General features: G+C 72.1%; 27 protein-coding genes. 5 read left to right on the top strand and 22 right to left on the bottom strand.

The window, feature by feature from the left end; translation table 11 throughout:
* Positions 1 to 34 precede the first annotated feature (34 nt).
* Together ACLIBK_RS02810 and ACLIBK_RS02805 are read left to right on the top strand one after the other, a co-directional pair.
* Positions 35 to 1,021 carry a tripartite tricarboxylate transporter substrate-binding protein gene (locus tag ACLIBK_RS02810; protein ID WP_415385697.1) on the top strand — a complete coding sequence of 329 codons (987 nt, stop codon included), beginning with the start codon at positions 35 to 37 and terminating at the stop codon, positions 1,019 to 1,021.
* A 144-nt stretch (positions 1,022 to 1,165) separates the two neighbouring features.
* Positions 1,166 to 2,671 (top strand): amidohydrolase family protein, encoded by a 1,506-nt coding sequence (locus ACLIBK_RS02805; protein WP_415385696.1) that lies wholly within the window; start codon positions 1,166 to 1,168, stop codon positions 2,669 to 2,671.
* Positions 2,672 to 2,877: 206 nt separating this feature from the next.
* Here the strand turns inward: ACLIBK_RS02805 and ACLIBK_RS02800 are convergent, their stop codons facing one another.
* The 7 genes from ACLIBK_RS02800 to ACLIBK_RS02770 all read right to left on the bottom strand — a co-directional run bounded on the left by ACLIBK_RS02800 (position 2,878) and on the right by ACLIBK_RS02770 (position 10,618).
* Positions 2,878 to 4,569 (bottom strand): amidohydrolase, encoded by a 1,692-nt coding sequence (locus ACLIBK_RS02800; RefSeq protein ID WP_415385695.1) that lies wholly within the window; start codon positions 4,567 to 4,569, stop codon positions 2,878 to 2,880.
* A 99-nt stretch (positions 4,570 to 4,668) separates the two neighbouring features.
* On the bottom strand, positions 4,669 to 5,160 hold the full coding sequence (locus tag ACLIBK_RS02795; protein ID WP_415385694.1) for an aromatic-ring-hydroxylating dioxygenase subunit beta: 492 nt from the start codon (positions 5,158 to 5,160) through the stop codon (positions 4,669 to 4,671).
* Entirely contained in the window at positions 5,157 to 6,383 is a 1,227-nt protein-coding gene (locus tag ACLIBK_RS02790) for an aromatic ring-hydroxylating dioxygenase subunit alpha (protein ID WP_415385693.1), read from the bottom strand. The genes ACLIBK_RS02795 and ACLIBK_RS02790 overlap by 4 nt, the downstream gene beginning before the upstream one ends.
* Before the next feature lie 138 nt (positions 6,384 to 6,521).
* Positions 6,522 to 7,385 (bottom strand): IclR family transcriptional regulator, encoded by an 864-nt coding sequence (locus ACLIBK_RS02785; protein ID WP_415385692.1) that lies wholly within the window; start codon positions 7,383 to 7,385, stop codon positions 6,522 to 6,524.
* Positions 7,386 to 7,466: 81 nt separating this feature from the next.
* On the bottom strand, positions 7,467 to 9,038 hold the full coding sequence (locus tag ACLIBK_RS02780; RefSeq protein ID WP_415385691.1) for a hypothetical protein: 1,572 nt from the start codon (positions 9,036 to 9,038) through the stop codon (positions 7,467 to 7,469).
* A 12-nt stretch (positions 9,039 to 9,050) separates the two neighbouring features.
* Complete coding sequence (locus tag ACLIBK_RS02775) at positions 9,051 to 9,719, bottom strand: cysteine hydrolase family protein (RefSeq protein ID WP_415385690.1); 669 nt, start codon at positions 9,717 to 9,719, stop codon at positions 9,051 to 9,053.
* A 320-nt stretch (positions 9,720 to 10,039) separates the two neighbouring features.
* Positions 10,040 to 10,618 carry a YqaA family protein gene (locus tag ACLIBK_RS02770; protein ID WP_415385689.1) on the bottom strand — a complete coding sequence of 193 codons (579 nt, stop codon included), beginning with the start codon at positions 10,616 to 10,618 and terminating at the stop codon, positions 10,040 to 10,042.
* Positions 10,619 to 10,836: 218 nt separating this feature from the next.
* On the opposite strand from ACLIBK_RS02770, the gene fdhA reads away from it, so the two are divergent.
* The gene (fdhA, locus tag ACLIBK_RS02765) at positions 10,837 to 12,027 is read left to right on the top strand and encodes a formaldehyde dehydrogenase, glutathione-independent (protein WP_415385688.1); all 1,191 of its coding nucleotides are present in this window, start codon (positions 10,837 to 10,839) and stop codon (positions 12,025 to 12,027) included.
* Positions 12,028 to 12,176: 149 nt separating this feature from the next.
* Complete coding sequence (locus ACLIBK_RS02760; protein WP_415385687.1) at positions 12,177 to 13,223, top strand: SIS domain-containing protein; 1,047 nt, start codon at positions 12,177 to 12,179, stop codon at positions 13,221 to 13,223.
* Between the two features lie 26 nt (positions 13,224 to 13,249).
* On the opposite strand, the gene ACLIBK_RS02755 is transcribed toward ACLIBK_RS02760, so the two are convergent.
* Together ACLIBK_RS02755 and ACLIBK_RS02750 are read right to left on the bottom strand one after the other, a co-directional pair.
* The gene (locus ACLIBK_RS02755) at positions 13,250 to 14,296 is read right to left on the bottom strand and encodes a Bug family tripartite tricarboxylate transporter substrate binding protein (protein ID WP_415385686.1); all 1,047 of its coding nucleotides are present in this window, start codon (positions 14,294 to 14,296) and stop codon (positions 13,250 to 13,252) included.
* A 40-nt stretch (positions 14,297 to 14,336) separates the two neighbouring features.
* On the bottom strand, positions 14,337 to 15,206 hold the full coding sequence (locus ACLIBK_RS02750; RefSeq protein WP_415385685.1) for an IclR family transcriptional regulator: 870 nt from the start codon (positions 15,204 to 15,206) through the stop codon (positions 14,337 to 14,339).
* An 84-nt stretch (positions 15,207 to 15,290) separates the two neighbouring features.
* Here ACLIBK_RS02750 and ACLIBK_RS02745 point away from each other — a divergent pair, with 84 nt between their 5' ends.
* The gene (locus ACLIBK_RS02745; RefSeq protein WP_415385684.1) at positions 15,291 to 16,256 is read left to right on the top strand and encodes a cupin; all 966 of its coding nucleotides are present in this window, start codon (positions 15,291 to 15,293) and stop codon (positions 16,254 to 16,256) included.
* 150 nt (positions 16,257 to 16,406) lie between these two features.
* Here the strand turns inward: ACLIBK_RS02745 and ACLIBK_RS02740 are convergent, their stop codons facing one another.
* From ACLIBK_RS02740 to ACLIBK_RS02680, 13 genes are all read right to left on the bottom strand, one after another.
* Positions 16,407 to 16,838 (bottom strand): hypothetical protein, encoded by a 432-nt coding sequence (locus ACLIBK_RS02740; protein WP_415385683.1) that lies wholly within the window; start codon positions 16,836 to 16,838, stop codon positions 16,407 to 16,409.
* Between the two features lie 8 nt (positions 16,839 to 16,846).
* Entirely contained in the window at positions 16,847 to 17,218 is a 372-nt protein-coding gene (locus tag ACLIBK_RS02735) for a RidA family protein (RefSeq protein WP_415385682.1), read from the bottom strand.
* 65 nt (positions 17,219 to 17,283) lie between these two features.
* Positions 17,284 to 18,372, bottom strand: a complete 1,089-nt coding sequence (locus tag ACLIBK_RS02730) for a Rieske 2Fe-2S domain-containing protein (protein WP_415385681.1) — start codon at positions 18,370 to 18,372, stop codon at positions 17,284 to 17,286.
* 4 nt (positions 18,373 to 18,376) lie between these two features.
* On the bottom strand, positions 18,377 to 18,607 hold the full coding sequence (locus ACLIBK_RS02725) for a recombinase-like helix-turn-helix domain-containing protein (protein WP_415385680.1): 231 nt from the start codon (positions 18,605 to 18,607) through the stop codon (positions 18,377 to 18,379).
* The gene (locus ACLIBK_RS02720) at positions 18,604 to 18,939 is read right to left on the bottom strand and encodes a hypothetical protein (protein ID WP_415385679.1); all 336 of its coding nucleotides are present in this window, start codon (positions 18,937 to 18,939) and stop codon (positions 18,604 to 18,606) included. The genes ACLIBK_RS02725 and ACLIBK_RS02720 overlap by 4 nt, the downstream gene beginning before the upstream one ends.
* A gap of 7 nt (positions 18,940 to 18,946) precedes the next feature.
* On the bottom strand, positions 18,947 to 19,915 hold the full coding sequence (locus ACLIBK_RS02715; RefSeq protein WP_415385678.1) for a PDR/VanB family oxidoreductase: 969 nt from the start codon (positions 19,913 to 19,915) through the stop codon (positions 18,947 to 18,949).
* A gap of 26 nt (positions 19,916 to 19,941) precedes the next feature.
* Positions 19,942 to 20,769, bottom strand: a complete 828-nt coding sequence (locus tag ACLIBK_RS02710; protein WP_415385677.1) for an aspartate dehydrogenase — start codon at positions 20,767 to 20,769, stop codon at positions 19,942 to 19,944.
* A 1-nt stretch (position 20,770) separates the two neighbouring features.
* Positions 20,771 to 22,459, bottom strand: coding sequence for a thiamine pyrophosphate-binding protein (locus ACLIBK_RS02705; protein WP_415385676.1), 1,689 nt, complete (start codon positions 22,457 to 22,459; stop codon positions 20,771 to 20,773).
* A gap of 11 nt (positions 22,460 to 22,470) precedes the next feature.
* A complete protein-coding gene (locus ACLIBK_RS02700) occupies positions 22,471 to 23,256 on the bottom strand; it encodes an SDR family oxidoreductase (RefSeq protein WP_415385675.1) in 786 nt (261 codons plus the stop codon).
* Positions 23,257 to 23,261: 5 nt separating this feature from the next.
* On the bottom strand, positions 23,262 to 24,191 hold the full coding sequence (locus ACLIBK_RS02695; RefSeq protein WP_415385674.1) for a VOC family protein: 930 nt from the start codon (positions 24,189 to 24,191) through the stop codon (positions 23,262 to 23,264).
* Entirely contained in the window at positions 24,188 to 25,036 is an 849-nt protein-coding gene (locus ACLIBK_RS02690) for an IclR family transcriptional regulator (protein ID WP_415385673.1), read from the bottom strand. The genes ACLIBK_RS02695 and ACLIBK_RS02690 overlap by 4 nt, the downstream gene beginning before the upstream one ends.
* Entirely contained in the window at positions 25,029 to 25,859 is an 831-nt protein-coding gene (locus ACLIBK_RS02685; RefSeq protein WP_415385672.1) for an alpha/beta fold hydrolase, read from the bottom strand. The genes ACLIBK_RS02690 and ACLIBK_RS02685 overlap by 8 nt, the downstream gene beginning before the upstream one ends.
* Entirely contained in the window at positions 25,856 to 26,647 is a 792-nt protein-coding gene (locus ACLIBK_RS02680; protein ID WP_415385671.1) for an SDR family oxidoreductase, read from the bottom strand. Before ACLIBK_RS02680 ends, ACLIBK_RS02685 begins: the two co-directional genes overlap by 4 nt.

Genomic DNA, 26,647 nt, shown 5'->3' with positions numbered 1-26,647 from the left:
GCTGCGCGACGACGTGCAGGGGAGGAGAAGCAAGATGAGACAACACCGCGCCGTCCTGGCCATCGCCGGGCTGCTGCTGCTCGGGCTGCAACCGCAGTCGGGCCACGCGCAGGGGCGCTTCCCCGACCGCCCGATCACCATCATCGTACCCTTCGCGGCCGGCGGTCCCACCGACGTGGTGGCCCGCCAGCTCGGCGAGGCGATGACCCGCGACCTCGGCGTATCCGTGGTGTCGGAGAACGTGACGGGCGCGGGCGGCACGCTGGGGGCGCAGCGCGTGGCGGCCTCGCGTCCCGACGGCAGCAACCTGCTGCTGGGCAATATCGGCGTGGCCACGGCGCCGTCGCTGTTCCGCCGCCCGCCCTATGACCCGCTCACGCAGCTGGACACGGTGGGGCTGATCACGCCGGTGCCGATGATCCTGGTGGGCCGCAGCGACCTGCCGGCCAACACCCTGCCCGAGCTGCTGGCCTGGCTGCGCCGCCCGAATGCCGAGGTGAACATCGCCCATGCCGGGCTCGGCTCGGCCAGCCATCTCTGCGCCACGCTGCTGCGCTCGATCCTGCAAACGCCGATGACGGCCGTGGCCTTTCGCGGCACCGCGCCCGTGATGACGGAGATGATGGCGGGGCGGATCGACATCACCTGCGACCAGACCACCAACGCGCTGCCCTACGTGCAGGACGGCCGGATCAAGGCCTTCGCCGCCACCACGGCGGAGCGGCTGGCGGCGCTGCCCAACGTGTCCACCACCGCCGAGGGCGGGCTGCCGCAGTTGCAGGTGACGATCTGGCACGGCTTCTACGTCGCGCACGGCACGCCGCGCCCGATCATCGACCGGCTGTCGCAGTCGCTGCGCGCAGCACTGGCCGACCCGGCCGTGGTGAACCGCTTCCGCGAACTGGCCACCGCGCCGGAGCCGCCGGAGCGCGCCACGCCGGAAGCGCATCGCGCGCTGCTGGAAAGCGAGATCACGCGCTGGAAGCCGATCCTGACAGCGGCCGGCGAATACGCCGACTGAGCCGAGCCCCGTGTCCGGCGCGCTCGCCGCGCCGGACGCGGGCAGGGGAGGGCCAGCCTCCTCCACCCAGGCGACCCAGCGCAGCGGTTCGATGCCCCCGACCGGCGCGACCCAGCAGAACGGGGCGTGAGGAAGCCGTTTCGCATGTCATCGCCCTCGTCGCGTCGCGCCCTGCTGGCCGGCGCTTCCCTGGCTGCCGCCTTGCCGGCGCTGGCCCAGGCGCCCGGCCAGGTCCCGCCAAGTCCGGCGCAGGCCGCCGGCGGCGTGCGGCCGACGCCGCGCGTGCCGGACAGTTTAGACCCGCGCCGTCCGCTGCTGATCCGCGGCGCCACCGTGGTCACCATGGACCCGGCCGTGCCCGACCTGCCGCGCGGCGACGTGCTGGTGCGCGACGGCGCCATCGCCGCGGTGGGCCGCGACCTCGCGGCGCCCGAGGGGACGCAGGTGATCGACGGCACCGGCCGCATCGCCATTCCGGGGCTGGTGAACGCCCATATCCATCTCGGCCAGGCGCTGCAGCGCGGCATGTCGGCGGACCAGACGCTGGCGCAGTACTTCGCCACGGTGGTGGGCAAGCTGTCCTCGCGTCTGTCGGCGGAGGATCTGCGGGCGGCGGATTATGCCGGCTCGCTGGAATTGCTGGATGCCGGCGTCACCACCGTGCTGGACTGGAGCCGGGAAACCACCAGCCCCGACCATGCCGACGCGGCGCTGGACGCCTTCGAGGCCGCGGGCATCCGCGCGATCTTCGCCTACGGCCTCGCGGGGTCGGGGGCGGGCAGCACGCAGAGCGCCAACAGCCCGCAGGCGGTGTCGGCCGATATCCGGCGCTTGCGTGCGGGGCGGATGGCTTCGCCCGGGCGGGTGCGGCTGGCGCTGGCGATCCGCGGGCCCGACTTCTCCACCCTGGAGGAAACCGCCGGCGACATCCGGCTGGCGCGGGAGTTCGAGCTGCTGGTGCAGTTCCATGCCGGCGCGCCGGTCTACGCCGGCCGAACCCGGCGCGGCATCGCCATGATGCGGGAGCGCGGGCTGCTGACGCCGCTGGTGTCGCTGGCCCATGCCAACGACCTGGACGAGGACGAGTACCGCATGGTGGCCGATGCCGGCGGCAGCACCGTGTCCACCCCGGAGGTGGAGATGCAGATGGGGCACGGCTTCCCCGCCGCGCCGCGCATGCTGCGGGCCGGTGGCATCGCCGCGGTGGGCAGCGACATCTCGGCCGGCGTCGGCGGCGACGTGCTGGTGCAGGCGCGCATCGCCCTGGCCGCGGCGCGCGGCCTGGCCAATGCCGCGGCCTTCCGGGATGGCGCCCCCGCCACGGCGGTGGCGGTGACCACGCGACAGGCGCTGGAATGGGCGACGCTGGGCGGGGCGCGGGCTGCGGGGCTGGGCGACGTGGCCGGCAGCCTGACGCCGGGCAAGCGCGCCGACATCGTGCTGCTGCGCGCCGACACGGTGGGCACCGCGCCGCTGCACGACCCGGTGGCCGCGGTGTTGATGCAGTGCGGCGTCCAGTCGGTGGACACGGTGATGGTGGACGGCCGGGTGGTGAAGCGCGACGGCAAGCTGCTGCACACCGATGCGACGCAGGCGGCGAGCGCGGTGCGCGAGCGTGCCGCGGCGCTGGAGGCCCGCAGCGCGGGATAGGCGCCGCCCGGCCTTTTCCGGCCGGGTGAAAGCAGGGAGCCGGGGGGAGGTATCCCCCCGGCTCCCTTCTATTTTCGGGAGTTTCTGGCACTTCCTCGGTCAGCAGCGCTGAAAAAAGGAGGGGGCCGGGGGAGTTCATTCCCCCGGCCTTTCCTGCCTCCTCACGTCAGCACATCGCCGCGCTGGCATGGGACGCGAGCGCTCGGTCAGCGCGCCGCCAGGGCGGAGAAGGGCCCGGCGGCGTGCACGACGTGGCCGCCCACCAGGGTCAGCAGGCTCTCGATACGGCCGATCTCCTCCACCGGCACTGTGGCGTAGTCCGCCGTCAGCACGGCGAGGTCGGCGTATTTGCCCGGTTCCAGCGAGCCACGGCTGTTCTCGGCCCGGGCCAGCCAAACGGCATTGATCGTGTAGAGGCGCAGCGCCTGCTCGCGGGAGATGCGCTCCGCCTCGCCCAGCACGCTGCGGCCGTCCATGGTCTTGCCGTCCAGGTACCAGCGCAGCGCGACGAAGGGGTTGTAGGAGGAGACGCGGTGCGCGTCGGTGCCGCCGGCGACGTGCAGGCCGATCTCCAGCGCGGTGCGGATGGGCGGGGAACGCGCCGCCACCTCCGCCCCGCGGGCCGCCGTGTAGCGGCCGCCCGAGAAGTAGAGGGAGTCCTGCACGCTCCAGGCGACGCCCAGGCGCTGCATGCGGCGCAGGTTCTCGGTGGAGGCGTCATGCAGGTGGTTGATCCACCAGCGCAGCCCGCCGATCGGCGTTTCGCGGTTCACCGCTTCCATCATGTCCAGCAGCGCGCCGACGCTGCGATTGGGATTCCAGTGGATCTGCAGTCCCTGGCGTTCCCGCGCCGCCCAGCGCAGCACCGCCTCCAGCTCCGCCATCGCCTCGGGCGTCGGATCATTGTCGGTCCAGGCGCGCCAGGTGACGATCTCGCCGATGCCGCCGAAGCGCAGCATGTCATCGCCGAAGCCGGCCGGCAGCAGCTGGGTGAGGTTGCGGTAGTCGTCCAGCTCCTTGCCCGGCGGCTGCTGCGAGGACAGGTAGTAGGTGACGCGCATGGTCAGCTCGCGGTCCTGCCACAGGCGCATCACCGGGCGGTAGCTGGCGGGCGGCACGCTGACGCCGGCCGGGTCGATCACCCCGGTGACGCCCAGGCGGTTCATCTCCGCGAAGAACTGCCGCGTGCCCTCGACCTCCTGCGCGAAGGAGGGGCGGGGCAGCTTGTTGAACAGTGCGCCCATCAGCAGGGCATCGCCGGTGATCTCCCCGGTCGGGCGGCCGTCGGGGCCGAGCACCAGCTTGCCGGGGCGCGGCAGGTCGGCCTCCGCGGCGATGCCGAGCTTTTCCATGGCGGAGGGGGAGAGCAGCAGCCATTCGTAGAGCTGCTGGATATAGACGGGGTGGTCGGGAACCGCGGCGACGATCTCCGCCTGGGTCGGCTTGCGGTTTTCGGCGAACTGGATCTCCATCCAGCCACCGGCGACGATGATCCAGGCGCCGGGCGGGGCGTGCTCGGCCGCTTCGCGCAGCCGGTCCAACGCCTGTTGCAGGGTGGGGATGCCGGTCCAGTTGGCTTCCACGGCGAAGGTCTGCGCCGCGCGCACGGCGTGGATGTGGCTGTCGTTGAGCCCGGGGATCACCGTGCGCCCGCCGAGGTCCACCACGCGCGTGCCGTCACCGCCCAGGGCGCGCATGGCTTCGGTGGTGCCGGTGGCCAGCACGCGGCCGTCGCGGATGGCCAGGGCCTCGCGGGTGGAGAAGTCCTGGTCCACCGTGAGGATCTTGCCGTTCAGCAGCAGCGTGTCGGCGGGCTGGGCCCGCGGGCTACCCGGCAGGGTGGCGAGCAGGGCGGCGAGCAGCGCGGCCCCGCCGGACCGCACGGTTTCTCGGAACATCGGCTTCCCCCATGCGCCGCGTCGGGGGCGGCGCTTGCGGGAAAGGCTGGCACGCCGGGCGCGCGCCTGTCGAGCGCGTTGCGCCCGGCGCGGCGAGGTTCAGGGCGGATAGATCAGGGAGTTCGGCACCATCTCGGAATCGAACACCACGATGCGTTCGCGGAAGCGCAGCCGTCCCTCGTCGTGCACGACGAGGTCGTGCGACACGCCGCAGAGCACGATCTCGGACTGCTTGTCGATCAGGGTCTGCACCATCAGTACGTTCTGCCGCACGCGCGTGCCCTCGGGGCCGTGCGACTTGATGCGCAGGCCCGACAGAAAGCGGCGGTAGTAGCGCGGCGCGTAGACCTGCGTTCGCACCAGCCCGGTCACGCGGTCCTGCAGCATGCCGCGGCTTTCGGCCTGCATGGTGCAGAGCGTGAAGCCGCGCTCGAAGTTCTCGCGCGGGATAACGCGGTACAGGCAGTCGCGCGTGAAGAACTCCGGCCACTCGTCCAGCCGCAACTCGTCCAGCGCTTCCACGTAGTCGTCGTAGAAGTCGCGCAGCGCCTCGCGGGTGGGCGGCGGCGCGAGGCCGAGGGCGGCGCTCACAGCCCCATCATCCCGCGCCAGTAGCGGTACATGCCGCGGATCGCGGTTTCCGTGACCATGTGCTCGGTGTTGGCGATGTCGCGCCCGCCCATGGTGACCAGTGCAGCCTCCTCGGGTGCGGAGGTGAAGCCTTGCTGCGAGAACTCAATCACCTCGCCATCGTCGGCAGACACGAAGCCGGACGGGCCGAAGAGGTTGGCCTGGCGGGTGCGGCGCAGGCGCATCTCCGGCGTGTCGTCGGCGTAGCACCAGTGCGTCCAGTGGAAGTCGAAGCCGTCCGGGCCGGTGGGCACGATCTGGCGGGTGGTCAGGCTGTTGACCTGCTGCTGCAGGATCACGCTGGGGAACACGGTGATCATGCCCACCGTTTCCTCGCCGGGGAACTCCTGCACCACGTCCAGGATGCGCGGGTCGGCCAGCTTCAGGTCGCCCTGGAAGTTCTTCATGTCGGAGGTGACGTCGTTCACCACCTGCTCGCCCTTGCGGGAGATCAGGATGCCGTGGCGGCCGTGCTCGTCCATCTCCACCGCGCTCTTCTGGTCGGCGCGGAACAGGCCGAAAGTGACGAAGAACACGTGCAGCAGCCCGGCGTGGTAGGGGTCCTTGATGTTCTCCTGCATCAGCTTCCAGTTGCCGGGGATGTGCTGGCGGTTGTAGCCGAGCACTTCGAGCTTCCGGCCGTCATAGACGCGCGTGTAGTGCTTCCAGAAGCGTTCCCCGAGGTATTCGCGGAAGGGCGGCGTGTCCTCGCTGAAGGTGGCCCAGACCACGCCGTTCACCGCTTCCACCCGCAGGCGGCGCAGGCCGTTCTGCTTGGGGTCGAAGTCGGCGGGCATGCCGCCCTGGCGGCGCACGCCGCGGCGGAAGGGCACGCCGATCAGGTTGCCCTTCAGGTCGTAGTTCCACTGGTGATAGGGGCAGAGCAGTTCCTTGGCCTGGCCGAAGCGGCTCTGGCAGAATTTCAGGCCGCGATGGGCGCAGCGGTTCTCCACGACGGAAATCTCGTCGGGGGCGCTGCGCAGCATCACCACCGGCTTCTCGCCCAGGGTGGTGGTCTTGTAGTCGCCGACTTCCGGGACCTCCGCCTCCAGCCCGGCATAGAGCCAGTGCGGGCCGTACCAGAGGCGTTCCAGCTCGGCCTTGTAGACCTCGGGGTCGCTGTAGACCCAGTAGGGCACCTTGCCGTCGGCATCCTCCGGCCAGCGATGGCGGATCGGGTCCATGCACCGTTTCTCCCGGGTTTCTGTTCCGGGATGTGGCATGAGGGACAACGCGTTGTCCAATGGGAAACGCTGGCGTGGGTGGCGGGGAAGTGCTGCCCGGGCTGGACAATAAGGGCCCAGCTTTGGCGGGCAGACGGGTTAGCTCCGGGGGGAGGAGCGCCGTGCCCCTGCGCGCCGCCGTGGCGGGCGGTCGGCCTCAGCCGACGCTTGCCTGGCCGATGCCTCCGGGCGCCGCGGGTCGAGCCCGCCGATGGCGGCGGTGACCTCGGCGCAGGCGGCATGCAGGGCGGCCGTCGCGGCCGGGTCACCGGAGGGATCGAAGGCCGGGGTGGCCAGGGCGGTGGCCACCAGCGACAAGCGCCCCTGCAGGTCGAAGACCGGGGCGGCGACGGCGCGCAGGCCGGGGATCAAGGTGCTGTCGATGGTGGCGGAACCCGCGGCCCACACGGCGTCGCGCAGGGCCTGCGCGGAAGCGGGCAGGCTGGCGCGGTCGCGGCGGGCTTCGCGCTCGGCCTGGGCGTCAGTGGCGGCACGGTCGCCGAAGGCCAGGAAGACCCGGCCGGTGGCGGAGCGCAGCAGCGGCAGCACGGAGCCGATGGCCAGCGAGGTGATCACCGGCGGATTGCCCGGAAACCAGCGCACCACCGTGGCCCCGGCATCACCCCACACCGCGAGGAGGCAGGTGCGGCCGGTGTTTTGCGCGAAGCCGGCAAAGGCGGTGTCGGCGCGGGCGAAAACGTCCAGCCGCGCCAGGGCCGCCAGCCCGAGGCGGATGGCCCCGGCATCGAGGTCGTAGAGGCCGGTGCCGGGCTCCTGCTTGGCCATGCCGGCGGCCATGAGGCTGCTGAGGTAACGATGGGTCTGGCTGGCCGAAAGGCCGGCGCGCCCGGCCAGGGTGGAAAGGGTGACCGCGCCGCCGCAACCGGCCAGGGCCGCCAGCACCCGCAGCCCCGTTTCCACCGACTGGATGCCGCGCCGCGGCGCCCCCACGCTGCCGTCCATGCAAACCCGCGGCGCTCCCTTGCCGCGGGAGTGATACGCCGCGGGCCGGGGCCACGACCAGCCCGCGGTTGGCCGGCCAGCCTATTCCGCGGGAGCGGTGGCGAGCGGCGCCCGCGCCGGCGCCAGGGAACGGCCGCAAGCGACGAGGAAGCCCGCCACCAGCGCGTAGGCCAGCGTCACGCCGAGGGAGTGGCCGATCCCCACGGCCTCGCCGTGCATGAAGCCGAAGAAGCTCAGCACGGCGCCGGCGCCGGCAAAGGCGGCGGCCTTGTCGTACTGCTTCTCGATCACGCAGACGGCGATGGCGCCCAGCACCAGCCCGGCCAGGATGGCGCCACCCCCCAGCACGGTCAGCCCGGGATACAGCACGCCCAGCCCGGCGAGCTTGTCCATGCCCACCGCCGCGGCGCTGGTGCCGGCCGCCGCGAGGGCGCCGTCCACCTGGTTCTTGCCCCAGGCCGCGAGATGCGGCGCGAAGGCCAGCACCACCGCCGGCGCGTGCGAGCGCGGCACCTCCTGGAAGGCCTGCGCGCCGATCAGCATGGCGATGTAGAGCAGGATGGGCGAGATCGCGACGGTGGGGATCAGGTCCAGCAGCACGGAGGCGATGCCGAGCCAGGTGAGCACCAGCACGGCGAGGCCGGTGACCAGGGAATAGCCGATCCGCCCGCCCATCGCCTTCCAGCCGGGGTGGCCGATGTAGACCGCGTTGATGAAGGGGTTGCCCATCAGGCAGCCGATCAGGCTGACCACGCCGTCCGCGGTCAGCACCCGCGTCGTGGGATAGTGGTCCCCCGCGGCTTCCGCGCTCTCCACGTTGTCCATGGCTTCCACGAGGTCGTAGATGCCGAAGGGGATCGCGGTGACCAGGATGATGCCGAGATACTCGAAGCCGCCGAAGACGTGGCCGACCGCGGGCAGCGGCACGGAGAAGCCGATACTGCCCAGCGCCGCCAGCAGCCGGCCTCCGTCCACCCCGCCCACTGGCAGGCCGATCGCGGCGCCGCCCCAGGCCACCACGATGCCGACGGCGATGGCGACCAGCCCGGCGGGGATGCCGCGGGGATAGCGCAGCCCGCCGAACCAAGCGGCCAGGATCACGCCGAAGCAGACCAACCCGATCACCGGCGTCATGAACACTTCCAGCGCCGGCCGCATGGCGATAAAGGTGACCGACACGCCGGCCAGCGTGCCCAGCAGCGCGGCACGCGGCGTAACACGGCGGATGAAGGGGGCGATGAAGCCGCCGATCATCAGGATGAAGCTCTGCACGAAGACCCAGGCCAGCCCGGCTTCCCAGCCGCGGATGGGATCGTTGGTCTGCGACGCGATCGGCAGCATGATCACCAGGGTCACGATGAACATGTGCGGCACGCTGATGCCGGAGGGCAGGGCGCAAACGTCGCTTCGCCCGGTCTGCCGCGCCAGGCGGTAGGCGAGCCAGGCGTAATAGGCGGTGGACAGGAACAGCATCAGCCCTACGGCCGGCAGGATGCGGCCGAAGGTGATGCTGTCGGGCATCTTGAGCACGAAGCGCAGCAGCACGCTCAGCGTCAGGATGTTGACCAGGATGTTGGTGCCGAAGCCGAACAGCGCGTTCCAGTCGCCCGGCGTCCAGAGTTTCGGCCGGAAACCCATCGTCGTCGCGGACATGCAGACCCCCTCCTATGCGCCGAGCGCCGCGACCGCGGCCGCCGAATGCGAGACCCAGCCGAAGATGCCGCCCTGGGCCTTGATCATGGCCAGGCCCGCAGCGTGGAATTCCGGGAAGTAGGAGGCGCAGCAATCCGCCAGCACGACGCAGCGAAAGCCGCGGTCGTTGGCCTCGCGCACGGTGGTGTGGACGCAGACCTCGGTGGTGACGCCGGCCACCAGCAGCGTGTCGACCCCGCGGTTGCGCAGCATCAGGTCGAGGTCGGTCTGGTAGAAGGCACCCTTGCCGGGCTTGTCGATCACCGGCTCGCCCGGCAGCGGCGCGAGGGCGGGGATTATGTCGTGCCCGGCTTCGCCGCGGATCAGGATGCGCCCCATCGGGCCCGGCGCGCCGATGCGGGCGGCGGGCTCGCCGCGCTCTAGCTTGGCGGGAGGCGCGTCGGACAGGTCGGGGCGGTGGCCCTCGCGCGTGTGCAGCACCAGCAGCCCGGCGGCGCGGGCGGCGTCTAGCACGGCGCGGCAGGGGCCGACCGCGGCGGCGAGGCGGGACACGTCGTTGCCCAGGCTCTCGCCGAAGCCGCCGGGCTCCAGGAAGTCGCGCTGCATGTCGATGATGAGGAAGGCGGTGCGAGCCGGGTCCAGGCCCAGCGGCGCCGGCTCCGCCTCGATCAGCCGCTGCATGGGGTATGCCCGATCCGTTGCCGGGGCGAACCGTTGCAAGCGCGATGCCAGTGCGGGGTTGCGGCGAGCGGCAGGGAACCGGGGCGCGCCCTGGAGGCGGCCGGGCACCGGATGCCGAGAAAGAAGGCAGGTCGCCGGGCTGGTGCGCTGGCGGGACGTGCCTGTGCAGGGAACTTCCCCTGGGACCCTTGATCCTACGGGCTTCGAGACGTGTCACTGGCCACGGGCACAACCGCAGACTCTCGGAAAGATAAGGGCATCGTGGGGATACGTCCGCCCGGCGGGACGCCTCTACCCGCCCGGAACGAGAGCCCGGTGGATCACACCAGCCGCAGCGCCAGGAAGCCCAGCACGATCCCCGCCGCGGTCAGCCCGGCGATCAGGTTCAGCCGCCCCTCGATGAAGCTGCGGGCGGCAGGGCCGTAGCGGCGCAGCAGCCAGGCGAGCAGGAAGAACCGCGCCCCGCGCGTCAGCACGGAGCAGGCGAAGAACACCGGCAGGGAGAAATGCGCCGCCCCCGCCGCGATGGTGACGATCTTGTAGGGAATGGGCGTCAGGCCCTTGATCAGGATCACCGCGGCGCCCCATCGCTCGAACCAGCCCGAGAAGGTTTGCAGCGCGTCGGCATGGCCGTAGGCAGCGAGCACGGGCAGCGCCACCGCCTCGAACAGGAAGGCACCGATGGCGTAGCCCAGCAGCCCGCCCAGCACGGAGGCCACGGTGCACCACAGCGCGTAGTGGTAGGCGCGCTCCGGCCGCGCCAGGCACATCGGGATCAGCAGAGCGTCGGGCGGGATGGGAAAGACGCTGCTTTCCGCGAAGGACACGGCGGCCAGCGCCGCCCCCGCGCGGGGATGGCCGGACAGGGCGAGGGTGCGGTCGTACAGGGCGCGCAGCATGGTCGCGGCGCTTCCCACGCCGGGCGGCCCGGCACAAGCCTGAACCGTCCAGGCGGCCGGCCCTGTGGGGCGGCTTGGCAAGCGGGCGCGCGGGGATGATGCTCCGCCCGCGCGTGCCGGGCTTCGCCGCGGCGCGCCACCTCCGGGGCCGCGGTCCCGGCAATCCCGAGCCGCCGCGCCGAGCCGCGGCGGCGAAGCGCGTGGAGGGAATGGAAGCGATGAGCGGCAACCGCGGCGTGGTGTATCTCGGCCCCAACCAGGTCGAGGTGCAGAACATCGACGACCCGAAGATGCAGGCCCCGGACGGCCGCAAAATCACCCACGGCGTGATCCTGCGCGTGGTGTCCACCAATATCTGCGGCTCCGACCAGCACATGGTGCGCGGGCGCACCACCGCGCCGGCCGGGCTGGTGCTGGGCCACGAGATCACCGGCGAGGTGATCGAGGCCGGCGAGGACGTGGAGATGCTGCGGAAGGGCGATCTCGTTTCCGTGCCCTTCAACGTCGCCTGCGGCCGCTGCCGCACCTGCCACGAGGGGCACACCGGCGTCTGCCTGCACGTCAACCCGTCGCGCGCCGGCGGCGCCTACGGCTACGTGGACATGGGCGGCTGGATCGGCGGGCAGTCGAAATACGTCATGGTGCCCTATGCCGACTTCAACCTGCTGAAGTTCCCCGACAAGGACCGCGCCATGGCGCGCATCCGCGACCTGACCATGCTGAGCGACATCCTGCCCACCGGCTTCCACGGCGCGGTCTCGGCCAAGGTGGGCGTCGGCTCCACCGTCTACGTCGCGGGGGCCGGGCCGGTGGGCATGGCGGCCGCGGCCTCGGCCCGCATCCTGGGTGCGGCGGTGGTGATGGTGGGCGACTTCAACGCCGAGCGCCTGGCCCATGCCAAGGCGATGGGCTTCGAGCCGATCGACCTCGGCAAGCACGACCGCCTGGGCGAGATGGTGGCCGAGGTGGTGGGCGTGCCGGAGGTGGACAGCGCCGTGGACGCGGTGGGCTTCGAGGCGCGCGGCCATGGCGGCGGCGAGCAGCCGGCGGTGGTGCTGAACCAGATGATGGAGATCACCCGCGCCGCCGGTTCCATCGGCATTCCCGGCCTTTACGTCACCGAGGATCCGGGCGCGGCCGAGCAGGCGGCGAAGCAGGGCAACCTCAGCCTGCGCTTCGGGCTGGGCTGGGCGAAGTCGCACTCCTTCCACACCGGGCAGACGCCCGTGCTACGCTACAACCGGCAGCTGATGCAGGCGATCCTGCACGGCCGGCTCAACATCGCCGAGATCGTCAACGCCACGGTGATCTCGCTGGAACAGGCGGCCGAGGGCTACGGGGAGTTCGACAAGGGCGCGGCCAAGAAGTTCGTGCTCGACCCGCACGGCGACCTGGCCAAGGCGGCCTGATCGGTCTGCGGCCCAGGTTCCGGCAGGTCCGCCCGACCGAAGCTGGGCGTCGTTCCGGCCCGGTGTGCGTCACGCGGAAGGGCGAACGGCCGCACCGGGGGCGCTAGGCCCTGGCGCCGGGCGGCCGGGCTCTGGCACGCTGCGCGCCGATGTTGCCGGATGATCCTGCCGACCCGCCCTCGCTCATGGCCCGGGAGGCCACGGAGGCGGGCGATGCCGTGCGCCGCTTCGGCGCGCGGAGCGCCGCCGCCCTGGCGGAGCTGGGCGCGAGGCTGCGCGCCGCCCCGCCGCCGGTGGTGGTGACGGGCGCGCGGGGCAGTTCGGACCACGCCTGCACCTTCGGCAAGCACCTGATCGAGACGGAGCTGGGTTGCCCGGTGGCCTCGGTGGGACCGTCCGTCGCTTCCGTCTACGGGCGGCCGCTGCTGCTGCGCGGGGCGCTGTTCGTGGCGGTGTCGCAGTCCGGCCGCAGTCCGGACCTGCTGGAACTGACGCGGGCGGCGCGCCGCGGCGGGGCGCTGGTGCTGGGCATGGTGAACGACCTCGACTCGCCGCTGCCGGAACTCTGCGACGCCGTGCTCCCGCTGGCCGCCGGGCCGGAGCGGAGCGTGGCAGCTACCAAGTCCTGCCTCGCCGCCATGGCGGCCTTCCTGCAGCTGGTGGCGCATTGGCGCGGCGATGCGGAACTGCGGCGGGCCGCGGACCAATTGCCGGACGCGCTGGATGCCGCACGCGGGATGGACTGGTTCCCGGCGCTGCGGGAACTGCGCGACGCCCGTGGCCTCTTTGTCATCGGGCGCGGTGCCGCGCTGGGCGTGGCGGCGGAGATGGCGCTCAAGTGGAAGGAAACCTGCCGCGTGCAGGCGGAAGCCTTCAGCAGCGCGGAACTGATGCACGGGCCGCTGGAACTGGTGCGCGACGGCTTCCCGGTGCTCGCCCTCTCGCAGCCCGACGCGGCGCTGGCGGGCGCCCGGCCGGTGCTGGAGCGGGTGTTGTCGCTGGGCGCCCGGCTGTTCACCGCCGGGGAGGAACTGCCGGGCGCCGTGGCGCTGCCCGTGCTGGCGGGACTGCCTGCCGTCCTGGCGCCGCTGGCTGCGCTGCAGAGCTTCTACCTCGCCGTGGCGCGGCTGGCGCGCGACCGGGGGCTGAACCCCGACGCGCCGGCCAACCTGCGCAAGGTGACGCGCACGGTGTGAACACCGCGCCGCCGGTTGCGCGGCGCCTAGAGCCCCGACTGGATGTTGCGGCTGCGGATGACCTCGGCCCACATCGCCGTTTCCGTGCGGATGCGCCGGCCGAATTCGTCCAGCCCCTCGTCGGTGATCGTCAACCCCTGGGCCGTCAGCGCGGCGCTGGTGGCGGGCGCGTGCAGCACGCGGCGCATCTCGGCATGGATGGCCTCCAGCACCGGGGCGGGCGTGGCGCGCGGCGCCAGCAGCCCGTACCAGGAGGTGATGTCGAAGCCGGGCACGCCGAGCTCCTCCAGCGTCGGGATTTCCGGCGCGATGGGGGAACGGGCGGCGGTGGTCAGGGCCATGGCGCGCACCTGGCCGCCGCGGATCGCCGTCAGCACCGCCGGCAGGTTGGTGAACAGCAGCTGCACCTGCCCGGAGATCACGTCCGTCACCGCTTGGCTGGAGCCGCGATAGGGCACGTGCAGCATGCCGATGCCGGCTTTCTGCGCCAGCAGCTCGCCGGCGAGGTGCAGCTGGCTGCCGACACCGGGGGAGGCGTAGGTCACGCCCTCCGGCCGACTCTTGGCGTAGCTCACCAGCCCGGGCAGGTCGCGCACCGGCAGGGCGGGGTCGCAGACGATCACGTTGGGCGCGGTGGCCAGCAGGCTGACCGGGGCGAGGTCGCGCTCCACGTCGAAGGGCAGGTTGCTCATCAGCGTGGGGTTGATGGTCAGGTTGCCGGCCGGCACCAGCAGCAGCGTGTGGCCGTCCGGCGCCGCGCGGCGCACCGCCTCGATGCCGATGTTGCCCTGGGCGCCGGTGCGGTTGTCCACCGTGGCGGGCTGGCCGGAGGCGGCCTGCACGCCCTGCGCCACCACCCGCGCCAGCACGTCCACCGGGCCACCGGGGGTGAAGGGCGCGATCACCGTGACCGGGCGGGTCGGCCAGGCATCCGCGGCAAAGGCAACTCCGGCGGAGCCGACCAGGCCAGCGGCCATCGGAAGGGCAGGGGCGGCGAAGCGGGCGAGAGCCGGGGCGGGGAACCCGCCCAGGGCGCGGAGCACGGCGCGGCGGGGAAACCGGGTGGCGGACATGGGAACTCCTCTCGGGTGGGGCGTGGACGTGGCGGGTCGGTCAGGGCGCGCCGCCCGGCCGGGGCGGGGCGGCGGGCGGCGCGACCCCGAGGGCGCGGGACAGGGTGGCGGCGGTGGCGGCCACTTCCGCGGACAGGGAACCGTGCAGCTCCTCGGGCGTGGTGAGCAGCGCGGCGGCGGAAATGTTCACCGCCGCCACCACCCGGCCGGACACGTCGCGCACCGGGGCGGCGACGCTGGCCACCCCGGGCTCGTAGCCGCCGTCATGCGCCACCACGCCGCCGGCCCGGTCGCCGCGTCGCTGTTCCAGCAGCGCGTCCAGGGTCATGCCCGCGGGCAGGGCGCCGGCGTAGAGGCGGCGCAGCTCCGCTTCCGGCAGGGCGGCCAGCAGCACCCGGCCCATGGTGGTGGCGTGGGCCGGCAGGCGGGTGCCGACATGCACCACGCTGGCCAGGCTGCGCCGGGTGGGCACGCGCGCGAGGTAGACCACCTCCGTTCCTTCCAGCACGCCGAGATGCGCCGACCAGCCGGTGCGGTCGCGCAAGCCTTCCAGCAAGGGCTGCGCCACCTCCACCAGGTCGCGCGAAGCGAGGTAACCGTAGCCGAGCCGCAGCACCTGCGGGCCCAGCGCGTAGGTCCGCGTGTTCGGGTCGTGCACGAGGAAGCCGAGCTGGTCGAGCGTATAGGCCAGCCGGAACACGGCGGAGCGGGTCACGCCCACGGCCGCGGCCAGTTCGCCCAGCGTCATCCGGCGGCGATCGGGCGTGAAGGCCTGCAGCGCCTGCAGGCCGCGCACGAGGCCAGGGACGAGGTAGCGGTCCTCCGCCGCCGTGCCGGGCGGGAGCGTTTCTCCCGATGCCGGTGGGGAGGCCGAAGCAGGGGGAGGCTCCGCCCGGCCGCGCCGCGTCACTTGTTTGCCCATAAAACAATGTATGGCAGGTGAAACGTAGGAATGCTAGACGCTCCGTACGCGACAGCGCCAGGAGTTCCGCCCGTGAACGTCATCACCCCCACCGTCGCCGAGGCAGCGCCGGCCTCACTGCAGCAGCAGATGCAGGCCCATATCGGCCGGCACGCCCAGAAGTCCTTCGACTGGGACGCTTTCCCGTCCAACCGCGGCTATCCCGAACTGGCGCGGGCACAGATGCGCTACATCGGCGCCGGCGGCTCGCCCAAGGTTGGCGACACCGCCACCATGAAGCCGGACCATTTCACGCTGAGCCTGATCCACAAGCCGGTGGGCAACTACGCCGCCTGCCACGCGCATGAGATCGAGGAATCCTTCCTGATCCTGGACGGCGTGCTGACCGTGGGTTGGGAACAGGAAGGCCAAGTGATCGAGGTGAAGCTCGGTCCCAAGGACATGATCCTGAACGCCCGCGACGTGCCGCACGGCTTCCGCAACGACGGCGTGGTGCCTGTCCTGATGAGCATCAGCGTGGATGTCGGCGCGCCGCTGCCGCCGCGCTACGTTTATCACCCCAAGAACACCGAGGCCGCGCTGGCCCGCGCCTTCGGCGCCCAGCCCGGCAAGACCGAGGCGCTGTCCGCCGCCGGCACGCACCCGCTGCAGCAGCTGATGGCGCACCACGTGATCCGCTTCAGCGAGCAGCCGATCGAGTGGCACCCGGCCGGCTTCTCCCGCAAGGTCTATGTCGGCGAGGGCGGGGTGCAGTCCACCACCGCGCACAAGGACATGATCGGCATCCCCCGCGGCGTGGGCGTGAAGCCCTACGCCCGCCCGGTGGAGGACGCCTTCCTGGTGATCGAGGGCGTGGTCACCGTGGGCTGGGAGGGTGACGATGGCGAGGTGGTGGAAGCCAAGCTCGGCCCGCTCGACGTGGTGAAGACCCCCGCCGGCCGCCGCCACTGGTTCCGCAACGACGACATGTCCGACGCCCAGATGTTCATGGTGGTGGGCGAGCCCGGTGCCGAGACGGTGCAGTTCGAGGCCGCGTGAAGCGTCGCCGGGACGGGTGGTTCCCCGTCCCGGCACTTCCGGCCGGCGATCGGCCCCGAGATTCGGCGATGGTCCCGCCGCTTCGATGGCGGCACAGGTCACGCCTTAACGCTGATCCGCGGCGGCCTGTCGCGGGCGGTGCGGACCGGCTCAGGCCCCCGCGTCGGCGGCCCGGGCGTAGAACTCGCCGCGCGAACCGGCCATCGCGTACTGGAAATAATCCGTGCCGACCGTGGGATACAGCGTCACGGAAGCACCGCCGCCGGCGCGGCCGGTGAAGTATTCGCCTGACACCGCATCGCGGCCGGAAAAGAACACGTCGCCGTCCAGCCGCAGTTCCACCGTGCTGCCATCCTCCAGCACGATGCCCGCCGGCTCCGAGCGCACCCGCAGCCCCGAGGCGAGGTCGTGAAAGCCATCGGGCGAGGCTTCCACGGCGAAGCTCTCGCCTGTGCCCAGCGCGTGCACGGTGGCCGGGCAACGGCCGGTGCGGCGGCGATGCGCCTCGACCGCGATGATGCGCCGGAGGTCGGGGTGCATGGTGACGCCTTCCTGCGAGGTCCAGGGGGAGAAAAGGGACATGCCTGCGTTCAGGCTGCGCCGGCGCCCAGCACCGCGACCGCGTCCACTTCCACCAGCAGGTCCGGTGCAGCCAGGGCGTTGACGCCCACCAGCGTGGAACAGGGCAGGGGATCGCGGAAGAACTCGCGGCGTGCGGCGCTGACCTCGGCCTTGCGGTCCATGTCCGCCAGGTAGACCGTCAGCTTGACGATGTCGGCGGCCGAGCCACCGGCGGCTTCCACCAGCGCCACCAGCTTGCGCAGCGCTTGCCGGGTCTGGTCCAGCACGCTGCCATCGCCCAGCAGACCGCCGCCGGGCGCGCCGGCGTGCTGGCCGGAAAGATACACCGTGCTGCCCACCACCAGGGCGTTGGAGAACAGCCCCGGCGGTGGCTCCGGCACCGCCGGGGCCGTCACCTGGCGCGCCGCGGACGGGGTGGCTCGCGATGGCGCCGTGGCGGGAAGGCTCACGCCTTGCCCGCCGCCTTCAGCTCCGTCAGCTGCTTGCGCGCCACCTGCGCGAGGTGCCGGCGCAGGCGGATCAGCCCGGCATCGTGCTGGTACAGCATCTCGTACTTTTCCAGGCCGGGCTTGCAGCCTTGCAGCATCTCGCGATCCTGTTCCAGCACCGCCCAGTGCCGCGGCTCCATGCGGGTGCGGTACAGGAAGCGCCAGGTGTCGCGCTGCCAGCCCTGCACCTTGCGGCAGCGGAAGAAGAAGCTGGCCGTGTTGTTGGCGTCGATCGGCGTGGCGAAGGCGATGATGCTGAAATTGCCGCCCGGGCCGCCGGAGGGCGGGTAGGGGATTTCCAGCCGCACGTAGAGCGCGCCATCATCCACCAGCTCCGACCAGTCGAAGTTCACGTCGCGCTGGCCTTCCTTCTCGAAGAAGAAGCCGGTGGGCGTGTCGCGGGTGACGAAATGGGCGGTGGTGTCGCCCTGGTACATCGTGTGCGAGTTGGCGTGCAGGAAGGTCCCGTGCATCGGGTCCATGGCGTTGTCCAGCGAGTAGCGCCAGAACATCTCCCAGTCCGCGTAGCAGGGAAAACGCTCCCATTCCGGGGAGGCCAGCTGCGGCGGGGGGACGAATTCCGGCGCTTCCTCGTGCAGGGCGTCGCCGAACCACACGAAGACGGCGCCGGCGACCTCCACCGAGGGATAGGTCTTGACCGCCTTCTTGCCTTCCAGCGGGCAGCCCGGCTGTCCCGGCACGCTGAGCACGGTGCCGTCGGGGCCGACCTCGACGCCGTGATAGTTGCAGCGCAGCCGGTCACCCTCGTTGACCCCGCGCGACAGCGGCACGGCGCGGTGCGGGCAGCGGTCGGTCTGGACGTGCAGCGCGCCGGCGCGGTCGCGCCACAGCACGATGGGCTCGCCCAGCCGGGTGATCCCCACCGGCTTGCCGCCGGCATGGACGTAGCGGGAGGGGAGAACCGGCCACCAGCGGTTGCGCACGCCGAGGGTCAGGTACTCGCGGATCTCCGCCTCGGTGACGGTGGCGCGGGCGGGGGCTGTCGCTGTCGCGGCGGCGGGGCGCTGCAGGGTGGTGGCGCTCATGCGGTCAGGCTCCCAGCTCGTGGATGGTGCTCTGGTAGTTCTCGGCGGTCCAGGCGCCGCCGCCGGGCGGGCGGACGCGCGAGCGGTTCAGGGCGGCCACGAGGTCGTCCAGCTCCCAGTTGCCCTTGGCGAAGGCCGCCTCGATGGCGTCGGCCAGGTCGTTCTCCCAGTCGGTGGGCAGGCGGCTGATGCTCTGGCGCACCTCGAGGGAGGGAAACCGATAGGTGTCGTTCACGCCGTCTTCTCCTCGCGATGGGAACGCCATTCCCGCGCCAGGCGCTCGCGCACGGGAACGAAATCGTAGGTGGGAAAGAACTCCGTGGAGAAAACACCCCAGGCGGAGCGCTCGATCTCGATATTGACCTTGTTCAGCAGCGCCGGCGGCAGGCGCAGCGTCACGATCTGCCCCAGCCCCATGGCCACCGTCCAGCTCACCACCTCGCAGCCCTCGGGCGGGAAGCGTTCCCACCAGGCGCGCTCGGCCAGCTTGCCCTGGATCTGGTCGATGTTCTGCGACTGGTCGTGCTTCAGGAAGATGGTCAGCAGGATCTTGGGTTCGTCGCTCATCTCTGCCTCACAGGTCCAGCACGAGCCGCGCGCCCTTGGCGCGGGACACGCAGCACATCATGGTCTGGTTGGCGGCCCGCTCGGCGGAAGAGAGGATGCTGTCGCGGTGGTCCACCTCGCCTTCCAGCACCGTCACCTCGCAGGTGCCGCAGATGCCTTGCTCGCAGGAACAGGGCACCTCGATGCCATGTTCGTTCAGCATCTCCAGGATGGAGCGGTCCGGCGGCACGGAAATGGTCATGCCGGACTGCGCGCATTCCACCTCGAAGCTGTCGGACACCTCGCCTTCCGGGCGGGCGCGCGGCGTGAACCATTCGAAGCGCACCGTGTCCGGCTGCCAATGGCCGGTGGCCGCTTCCACCGCGCTCATCAGCGCGTCGGGGCCGCAGCAATAGAGCAGCGTGCCGGCGGGCGCCTCGCGCAGCCGTTCCGCCACGTCCAGGCGGGTGCCTTCCTCGCTGGCATGCACCGTCACCTCGCCGCCGAGGGTGCGGGCTTCGGCCAGGAAGGGCGCCTGAGCCTCGCGCTTGGTGCAGAAGAGCAGGGTCCAGGGCGTGCCGGCGGCGCTGGCGGCGCGCATCATCGGCAGCAGCGGGGTGATGCCGATACCGCCGGCCACGAAGAGGTAGCGCGAGGCAGGATCGAAGCGGAAATTGTTGCGCGGCAGGCCGAGTGTCACGGTGACGCCCGGGCGCAGCTCGCCGCGATGCACGAAGCGGGATGCGCGGCCACCCTTCACGTCGCGCACGGCGATGCGGTAGGAGCGCCGCTCCGCCGGGTCGCCGCAGAGCGAGTATTGCCGCACCTGTCCGTCGGGCAGGGTCAGGTCGATATGCGAGCCGGGCTCGAAGGGTGGCAGCTCGCGCCCGTCCTCCGCCTCGAAGTCCAGGGACAGCACGCCCGGAGCTTCCCAGGTCATGCGGCGCAGCAGGGCGGTGAAGCTTTGCGCGCCGGCCTGTCCGGCTGCGGCGGTCACGGAGCCGGTATCCTGCATGTGGTCCATCAGATGGCGACCTTTCGCACGCGGTTCAGCACTTCGCGCGCCACGCTGTAGCCGGCGGTGAGGGAGGTCTTGGGGTTGCTCGGGGAAGGGCGGCCTTCGAGCTGGATGGTGAAGTTGGCAGCGGCGGAGCGGACGGAAACCTCGTGCAGGTTCCGCTGCGCCCCAGGGTCGGCCACCAGCCGCACGCGGGTGCTGTCCAGACCGGCGCCGGCCAGGGCCACGGCCGCCGCGACATTGGCGTTCTGCGGAAACTGGGTGGCGGCCTCGCGGGCGGTGCCCTCGAAAAAGATGGTCGCCTCCGTCAGCGCCGCGAGGTCCAGCAGCCGCTCCGCCGCCGTGCCGCGCCAGGCGAGCGGCGGCTTGCGACCGGTATAGGTGACCTCCTCCAGCCCGGACAGCTTGGCAGCGCCGAGCGCGTCGAGGCCGCCCACGGCGCCGGCGGGCAGCACCAGCCGGACACCGCCTGCCGCGGCGGCCGCTTCCAGCCGGGCAAGGGTGGCGTCATCCGCCAGGGCGCCCACGGAAATCACGATCAGGTCGATGCCCGCGGCCAGCACGGCATCGCCGTGCTCGCGCACTGCGCCGTGGCCGGCGCATTCCGCCACTGCCTCCGGCGCGTCGGCCAGGAAGGTCGCGCGATCGGTCCGGACGCTGCGAGAGGCGGCGAGGGCGGCGCCGAAGCGCGCCAGCAGCGCCTCTCCCTTGTCGGCGCTGCCCGGCGGCACCAGCACGGAGACGGCCTCCAGCGGCGCCGGCAGCGCCTCGGCCAGGGCCGAGAACACCGTTTCCGCCATGCCGCCCGCGCCGATCACGCCCAGGCGGCGCATCTCAGCGGACGCTCCCAGCCGCCCCGGCCGGCGGGCCGGCGAAGCTCTCGGCGAAGGGGCCGATGGCGGTCATGTCCACCTCCAGCACGCAAGGGCCTTCCGTTGCCAGGGCGCGATCCAGGGCGGCGCCGAACTCCGCCACGTCGGAAACCTTCTCATGCGGCAAGCGGATGGAGGCGCAGAGCAGGGAGAAGTCGGGGGTCAGCAGGTCGGCGTAGTGGCGCCGGCCGCCATACTGCGCGTCCTGGATGTTGCGGATCACGCCGTAGCCGCCGTCGTTCATCAGCACGAAAACCACGTTGGCACCCATGTCGGCGGCGCAGGCGAGTTCGCCGATCATCAGCATGGCGCCGCCGTCCCCCACCAGCGCCACGGTTTTCGCCGGCACGCCCGCCATGGACGCGCCGATGGCCATGGCGATGCCCTGGCCGATGCCGCCGCCCAGCGCGTGCACGCCCAGATGGGGAGCGGCGACCTGGACGTAGCGGTTGCCGAAGGTGCTGTTGCTCAGCGTCACGTCGCGCACGAAGGGATGGCCGCCGGGACCGACGCGGGCCAGCAGCTTGTCCGCCACCACCTGGTAGGGGCCGAGGCTGGAGCGCAGCGCGCCTTCCGAGGTGGCGCGGGCGATGGCGATGTCGTGCAGGAAGGCGGCATCGGTGGCGAGGCCCACGGGCAGGCGGGCCAGCAGCCCTTCCAGTACCAGCTTGCTGTCGCCGGCGATGAACATGTCCACGGGGTAGTTGCGCCCGGCCTGGGTGGCGTCGGCATCCACCTGCACCAGCGGCTGCGGCAGCGGCATGGCGTTGTTGCGCGTCTCGTTGCCGCGCAGGCGGGAACCCACCACGATCATCAGATCGGAACGGTCGTAGATACCCTGGGCCGCGGGCGTCATGTTGAAGGCACCCAGCGAGCGCGGGTGGGATTCAGGCACCACGGCGCGGCCCTGGGTGGTGGTGACGATGCCGAAGCCACGATCGGCCAGCGCCGTCGCCGCTTGCGCCGCGTGGCGGGCGCCGCCGCCGAGCCAGAGCATCGGGCGCTGGGCGCGCAGCACCATCTCCGCCAGCGCGTCCAGCTGCGCCGGGTCGGGCACGGCAGGGGCGATGTGGCAGCTCGCCGGCAGCAGGCGGCCGCGCACCTTCACGCGCTGCACGTCCACCGGGATTTCCAGCGTCACCGGCCCGGCCGGCGCGGTCTGCGCCGCGCGGGCGGCGGCCAGCAGCGCGTCCACCGCACCGGCCGCTTCCCACACCCGGATGTAGGATTTGGAGATCGCCTTCAGCATGTCCGGCTGCCGCGGCACGTCGTGGATGGCCGCGCGGTCGCGGTCCATGAAGGCGCGGTCCACCTGGGTTGTGATGTGCAGCACCGGCGAGCCGGCGGTCAGCGCCTCGACCTGGGAGCCGGCGGCGTTGCCCGCGCCGGTGCCGGTGGAGGTGATCGCCACGCCCAGCGAGCGGGAAACACGCGCGAAGGCATCGGCCATGTTCATGGCCCCGGCCTCGCCGCGCGCCGGCACGAAGCGGATGCGGCCCTGGCGCGCGATGGCGTCCAGGATCGGCAGGTTGTGGATGGAGATCACCCCGAACACAGTGGTGACGCCCAGGTCGGCCAGGGCGCGGGCGAGCAGGTCGCCCACCGGCTCCTCGGTGGCCAGGCGGGTCGCGGCGAGAGGGGCGTGGTCCATGGGATGGTCCGTCAGATGTGCCGCGACACGCCGCCCGAAACTTCGAGGCTGGCGCCGGTGACATAGCTCGCCGCGGGCGAGCCGAGGAATAGGATGGCGCGGGCGGGCTCCTCGGGGTCGCCGAGGCGGCCGAGCGGGATGCCCTTTTTCCGCGCGAGATCGCCGAACCAGCTGTCGCGGCTCTGCGCCTGGTCGGGACGCGCCTCGAAGCGGCGCTGCCACTGGCCGGAGTCCACCAGGCCCAGCAGGATCGAGTTTACCCGGATATGCGGGGCGAACTCGGTGGCCAGCGACTTCAGCAGGCTCTGCACGCCGGCGCGTGCCGCGGAGGTGCAGACCATGTGCGCTTCCGGCTGCACCGCTAGCAGCGAGTTGACGCCGACGATGGCCGGCGCGGCGGCGCGGTCCAGCAGCGGCTTGAAGGCGCGCAGCGGCAGGACCTGGGAGAAGAACTTTAGTTCCAGCTCCTCGTACCACGCCGCGTCGGTGGTCTCGGCGAAGGTGGACACGCGGCCCTGGCCAGCATTGTTGACCAGCAGGTCCAGCGCGCCGCCCCCCCACTCCGCCACGGCGGCGGCGAAAGCCTCGACCTCCTCGCGCCGCAGCACGTCGCACCGATGGGCGAACAGCTGGTCGCCGCCGCCCAGCGTGTCACGGGCGCGTTCCAGCCGCCCGGCGTCGCGGCCGCAGATCGCGACTCGCGCCCCCTCGGCCAGCAGCAGCCGCGCCGTGGCGAGGCCGATGCCCGAGGTGCCGCCGGTGACGACGGCGGTGCGTCCGGAATAGCCGAGGTCCATCGCCGTCAGGCCGCCGTTTGCCAGCCGGCATCGGGGCGGCCGGCCATCACCGTGCGCATGGCCGGCGTCGGCGGGCCGGCGGTCATCCAGGTGTCCATCTTCTCCGGCACGTCGCGCGGCCAGACTTCCGGCTGGTGCGTGGCTTCCTCGACCTTGTGCACCTCGGAGGTGAACTCGATCACGAAGCCGGAGGGCGAGACGAAATAGGCGAAGGGGTTGTTGCCCGGCCCGTGGCGCCCGGGACCCCAGGCCGGCGCCTGGCCGGCCTGCTTCATGCGGCCGATGCCGCGCATGAAGCTGTCGATCGAGGGCATCTCGAAGGCGACGTGGTTGGCGGAAGGGTACTGCGCCCGGTTCAGCGCGATGGAGTGGTGGTCGCTGAACTCGGCGTCGGTGGCGCAGCGCAGGAACACCATCATGTCCGCGGAATAGTCGGTGATGCGGAAGCCGAGATGCCGCTGGTACCAGTCGCTGGTGCTCTCCATCGCCGGGGTGTTCAGCACCACGTGCGACACCTTGCGCGGCATGGCGCGGCTATCGTCGGTGTCGGCGTGCTGCGCCACGTCGGCAGCGAAGCGCAGCCGGCGGCCCTCCGGGTCCAGCGCGGTGAAGCCGTAGCCGCCGCCGGGGGTGGAGAGCTCGGCGGGGGCGCCGCTCACCGCCACGCCGTCCGCGACGAGCTGGCGGTGCAGCGCGTCCACGCGGTCGCGCGTCAGCATGCCGAAGTTGATGTAGTCGATGCCGAAATCCTTGTCCTCGCGCAGCGCGTAGATCCACTGCTCCGGGCCGGTGCCGCGCAGGTAAAAGGTGCCGTCATTGCCCTGAGCCACCGTGCGCAGACCCCAGCTCTGCTCGTAGAAGCTGCGGGTCGCCGTCACGCCGGGGGCGCGCATCGCGATGCCGCGCATGAAGTCCACGGAAATCTTCTCGCTCATGCCACCACCTCGAGGTTCGTCGTGTTGCGCGGGCGGGCGGGGCCGGCCCAGCCCAGCCGGCGGGAAATCTCGTCCGCCGCATCGGCCACCGCGCGGCCGATGCGCTCGCGCCGCGCGGGGCCGTCGAAGATGGCGGTCTGACCGCTGACGTTCAACGCCGCCACCGGGGCGCCGGCCGCGTCGAACACCGCCGCGGCGACGGAGGTGATGCCGGCTTCGTAGAAGCCGTCGCTCCAGGCCAGGCCCGCGGCGCGGTCCGCGTCCAGCCGCTCGCGCAGCTGCTCCGGCGTCACCGGCGTGTGCGCCGTGCTGGCGGGCATGGCGGTTCCGGCGAAGAGCTGCCGCACGCGCTCCGGCGGCAGATGCGCCAGGATGACGCGGCCCATCACCGCGGCATGGGCGGGCAGGCGACTGCCGACGCGAATGTTGCTGACGAAGCGGCCGTGCTCGGGCGTGCGGCGGACGACATAGACCACCTCCACCCCGTCCAGCACGCCGAGGTGTGCCGAAAGGCCCACGGCATCCGCCAGCCGCGCCACCACGGGCACGGCGGTCTGCACGAGGTCCTCGGAAAAGAAAGCCTGCGCAGCCATGCCGATCAGCCCGAGCCCAACCTTCCAGCCACGGCCCTCGCCGCGGGATTCGATGAACCTCTCGGCTTCCAGGGTGCGGAGGAGGCGCAGCAGCGTGGTGCGATTGATGTCCAGGGCGCGCGCCGTGCGGGCCATGTTGATCACCGGGTCGCCCTCGGCGATGTGGCGCAGCAGCCGCGCCGCCCGCTGCACGGGGGGCGACAGGTAGGCGTCCTCTATCGCCTCGGGGGCGGTGTCCGGGGCGTCAGCCAAGCAGCGTTTCCCCCAGGATGGCGGCCAGGGCCTGCGGCATTTCCTGCGGCATGGCGTGGCCGGCATTGGGCAGTTCCGCGAGCCGGATGCCGTTGGGCAGGGCGTCGAAGAGCCGGCGGGCGTTGTCGGGCGGGGTCACCACGTCCTCCAGCCCTGTGGCCACCAGCACCGGCATGGTCAGGCGCGGCGCATCGGCCAGGAGGTCCCCGGCGCCCAGGGCGCGCACGGCCTGAGCATAGCCGGCCGGGTTCACCGCGGCCATCGAGCGGCGCACCCCGGCCAGGACCTCGGGCCGTTGGTCCGGCTGGAACACGAGGCGGGCGGCGCGCTTCGCCGCGAAGTCCTCCGGCCCGAGCTGGTCCAGGTCGTCGATGCGCGCCTGCACGACCGGCGGCAGCGGCGCCCCGGCCGGCACGCCGTAGCCCAGCGCGGGGGAACAGAGCGCCAGACGCGCCACGCGGTTCGGCCGGCTGGCGGCGAAGCGCGCGGCGAAGAGGCAGCCCAGCGAGTGCCCGACCAGCAGCACCGTCTGATGCCCCAGCGCGTCCAGCACCGCTTCCAGCGCAGCGGCGTAGTCGTTGGGGGCGGGCGAGGGCGCCGGTACCGGGCGGGAGTCGCCGTAGCCCGGCGCGTCCCAGGCCAGGGCTTCCACCGCCGGGTCCAGCACGCGCAGCAGCGGCGACCAGCTCTCGCTGTTGCTGCCGATGCCGTGCAGTAGCACCAGCGGCAACTCGGTGCCGGTTCCCGGGCGATGCAGCAGCGACACGCCGGCGACCTGCTCGCGCGGCAGGGGCGACACGGCGGGGAGGGGGAGGTCGCTCACGTGAACACGAAGCCCGCGTTGACGGGGATCACCTGCCCGGTCACCGCCAGGGCGCCCGGCGTGAGTAGGAAGGTCACGGTGCCCGTGATGTCCTCCGGCGCCTGCGGCCCGGGCACGGCGCGGCCGGTCTCGTAGAGCCGGTGGCGCTCGGCGGGGACATAGTCCGTGGCCTCGTTGCGCATGATGCCGGGCGCGATGGCCGTGATGCCGATGCCGCGCGGGCCGAGTTCGCGCGACAGGGAACGAGTCATGGACATCACGGCGCCCTTGCTGGCGGTATAGGCCAGCAGCCGCGGTGCGCCCCAGAGCGCGGTGTCGGAAGCGAGGTTGACGATGCGGCCGCCCTCCGGCCCCTCGGCCATGTGCGGCACCAGGGCGCGGGTCACCAGCCAGGTGCCGCGGACGTTGACCCGCATCACCCGGTCCCAGGTGTCGATGTCGATCTCGTCGAAGGTGATGCCGCCGATGCCGGTGGCGATGGCGGCGTTGTTGACCAGTCCATGCACCGTGCCCTCCTGGGCCGCGATGTCGCGGGCGAAGGCCGCGATGCTCTCGGGCTCGCCGAGGTCCAGCGGCAGGGCGCGCACCTGCGCCCCGGTCTCGGCCAGGGCAGCGGCGGTATCCTGCACCATCTCGGCCAGGATGTCGGCCAGCACCAGCCGGGCGCCGGCGGCGGCGCAGGCCTCGGCGATGGCGCGGCCGACGCCGCGGGCGGCGCCGGTCACCACCACGGTGCGGCCGGCCAGGATCTGCGGCATCGTGGCCATGCTCGCCGCATTTGCGCTCAC

Source organism: Roseomonas sp. BN140053, from assembly GCF_047690175.1.
Taxonomy (GTDB): domain Bacteria; phylum Pseudomonadota; class Alphaproteobacteria; order Acetobacterales; family Acetobacteraceae; genus Roseomonas.
This window is presented reverse-complemented; position numbering and strand designations above follow the sequence as displayed.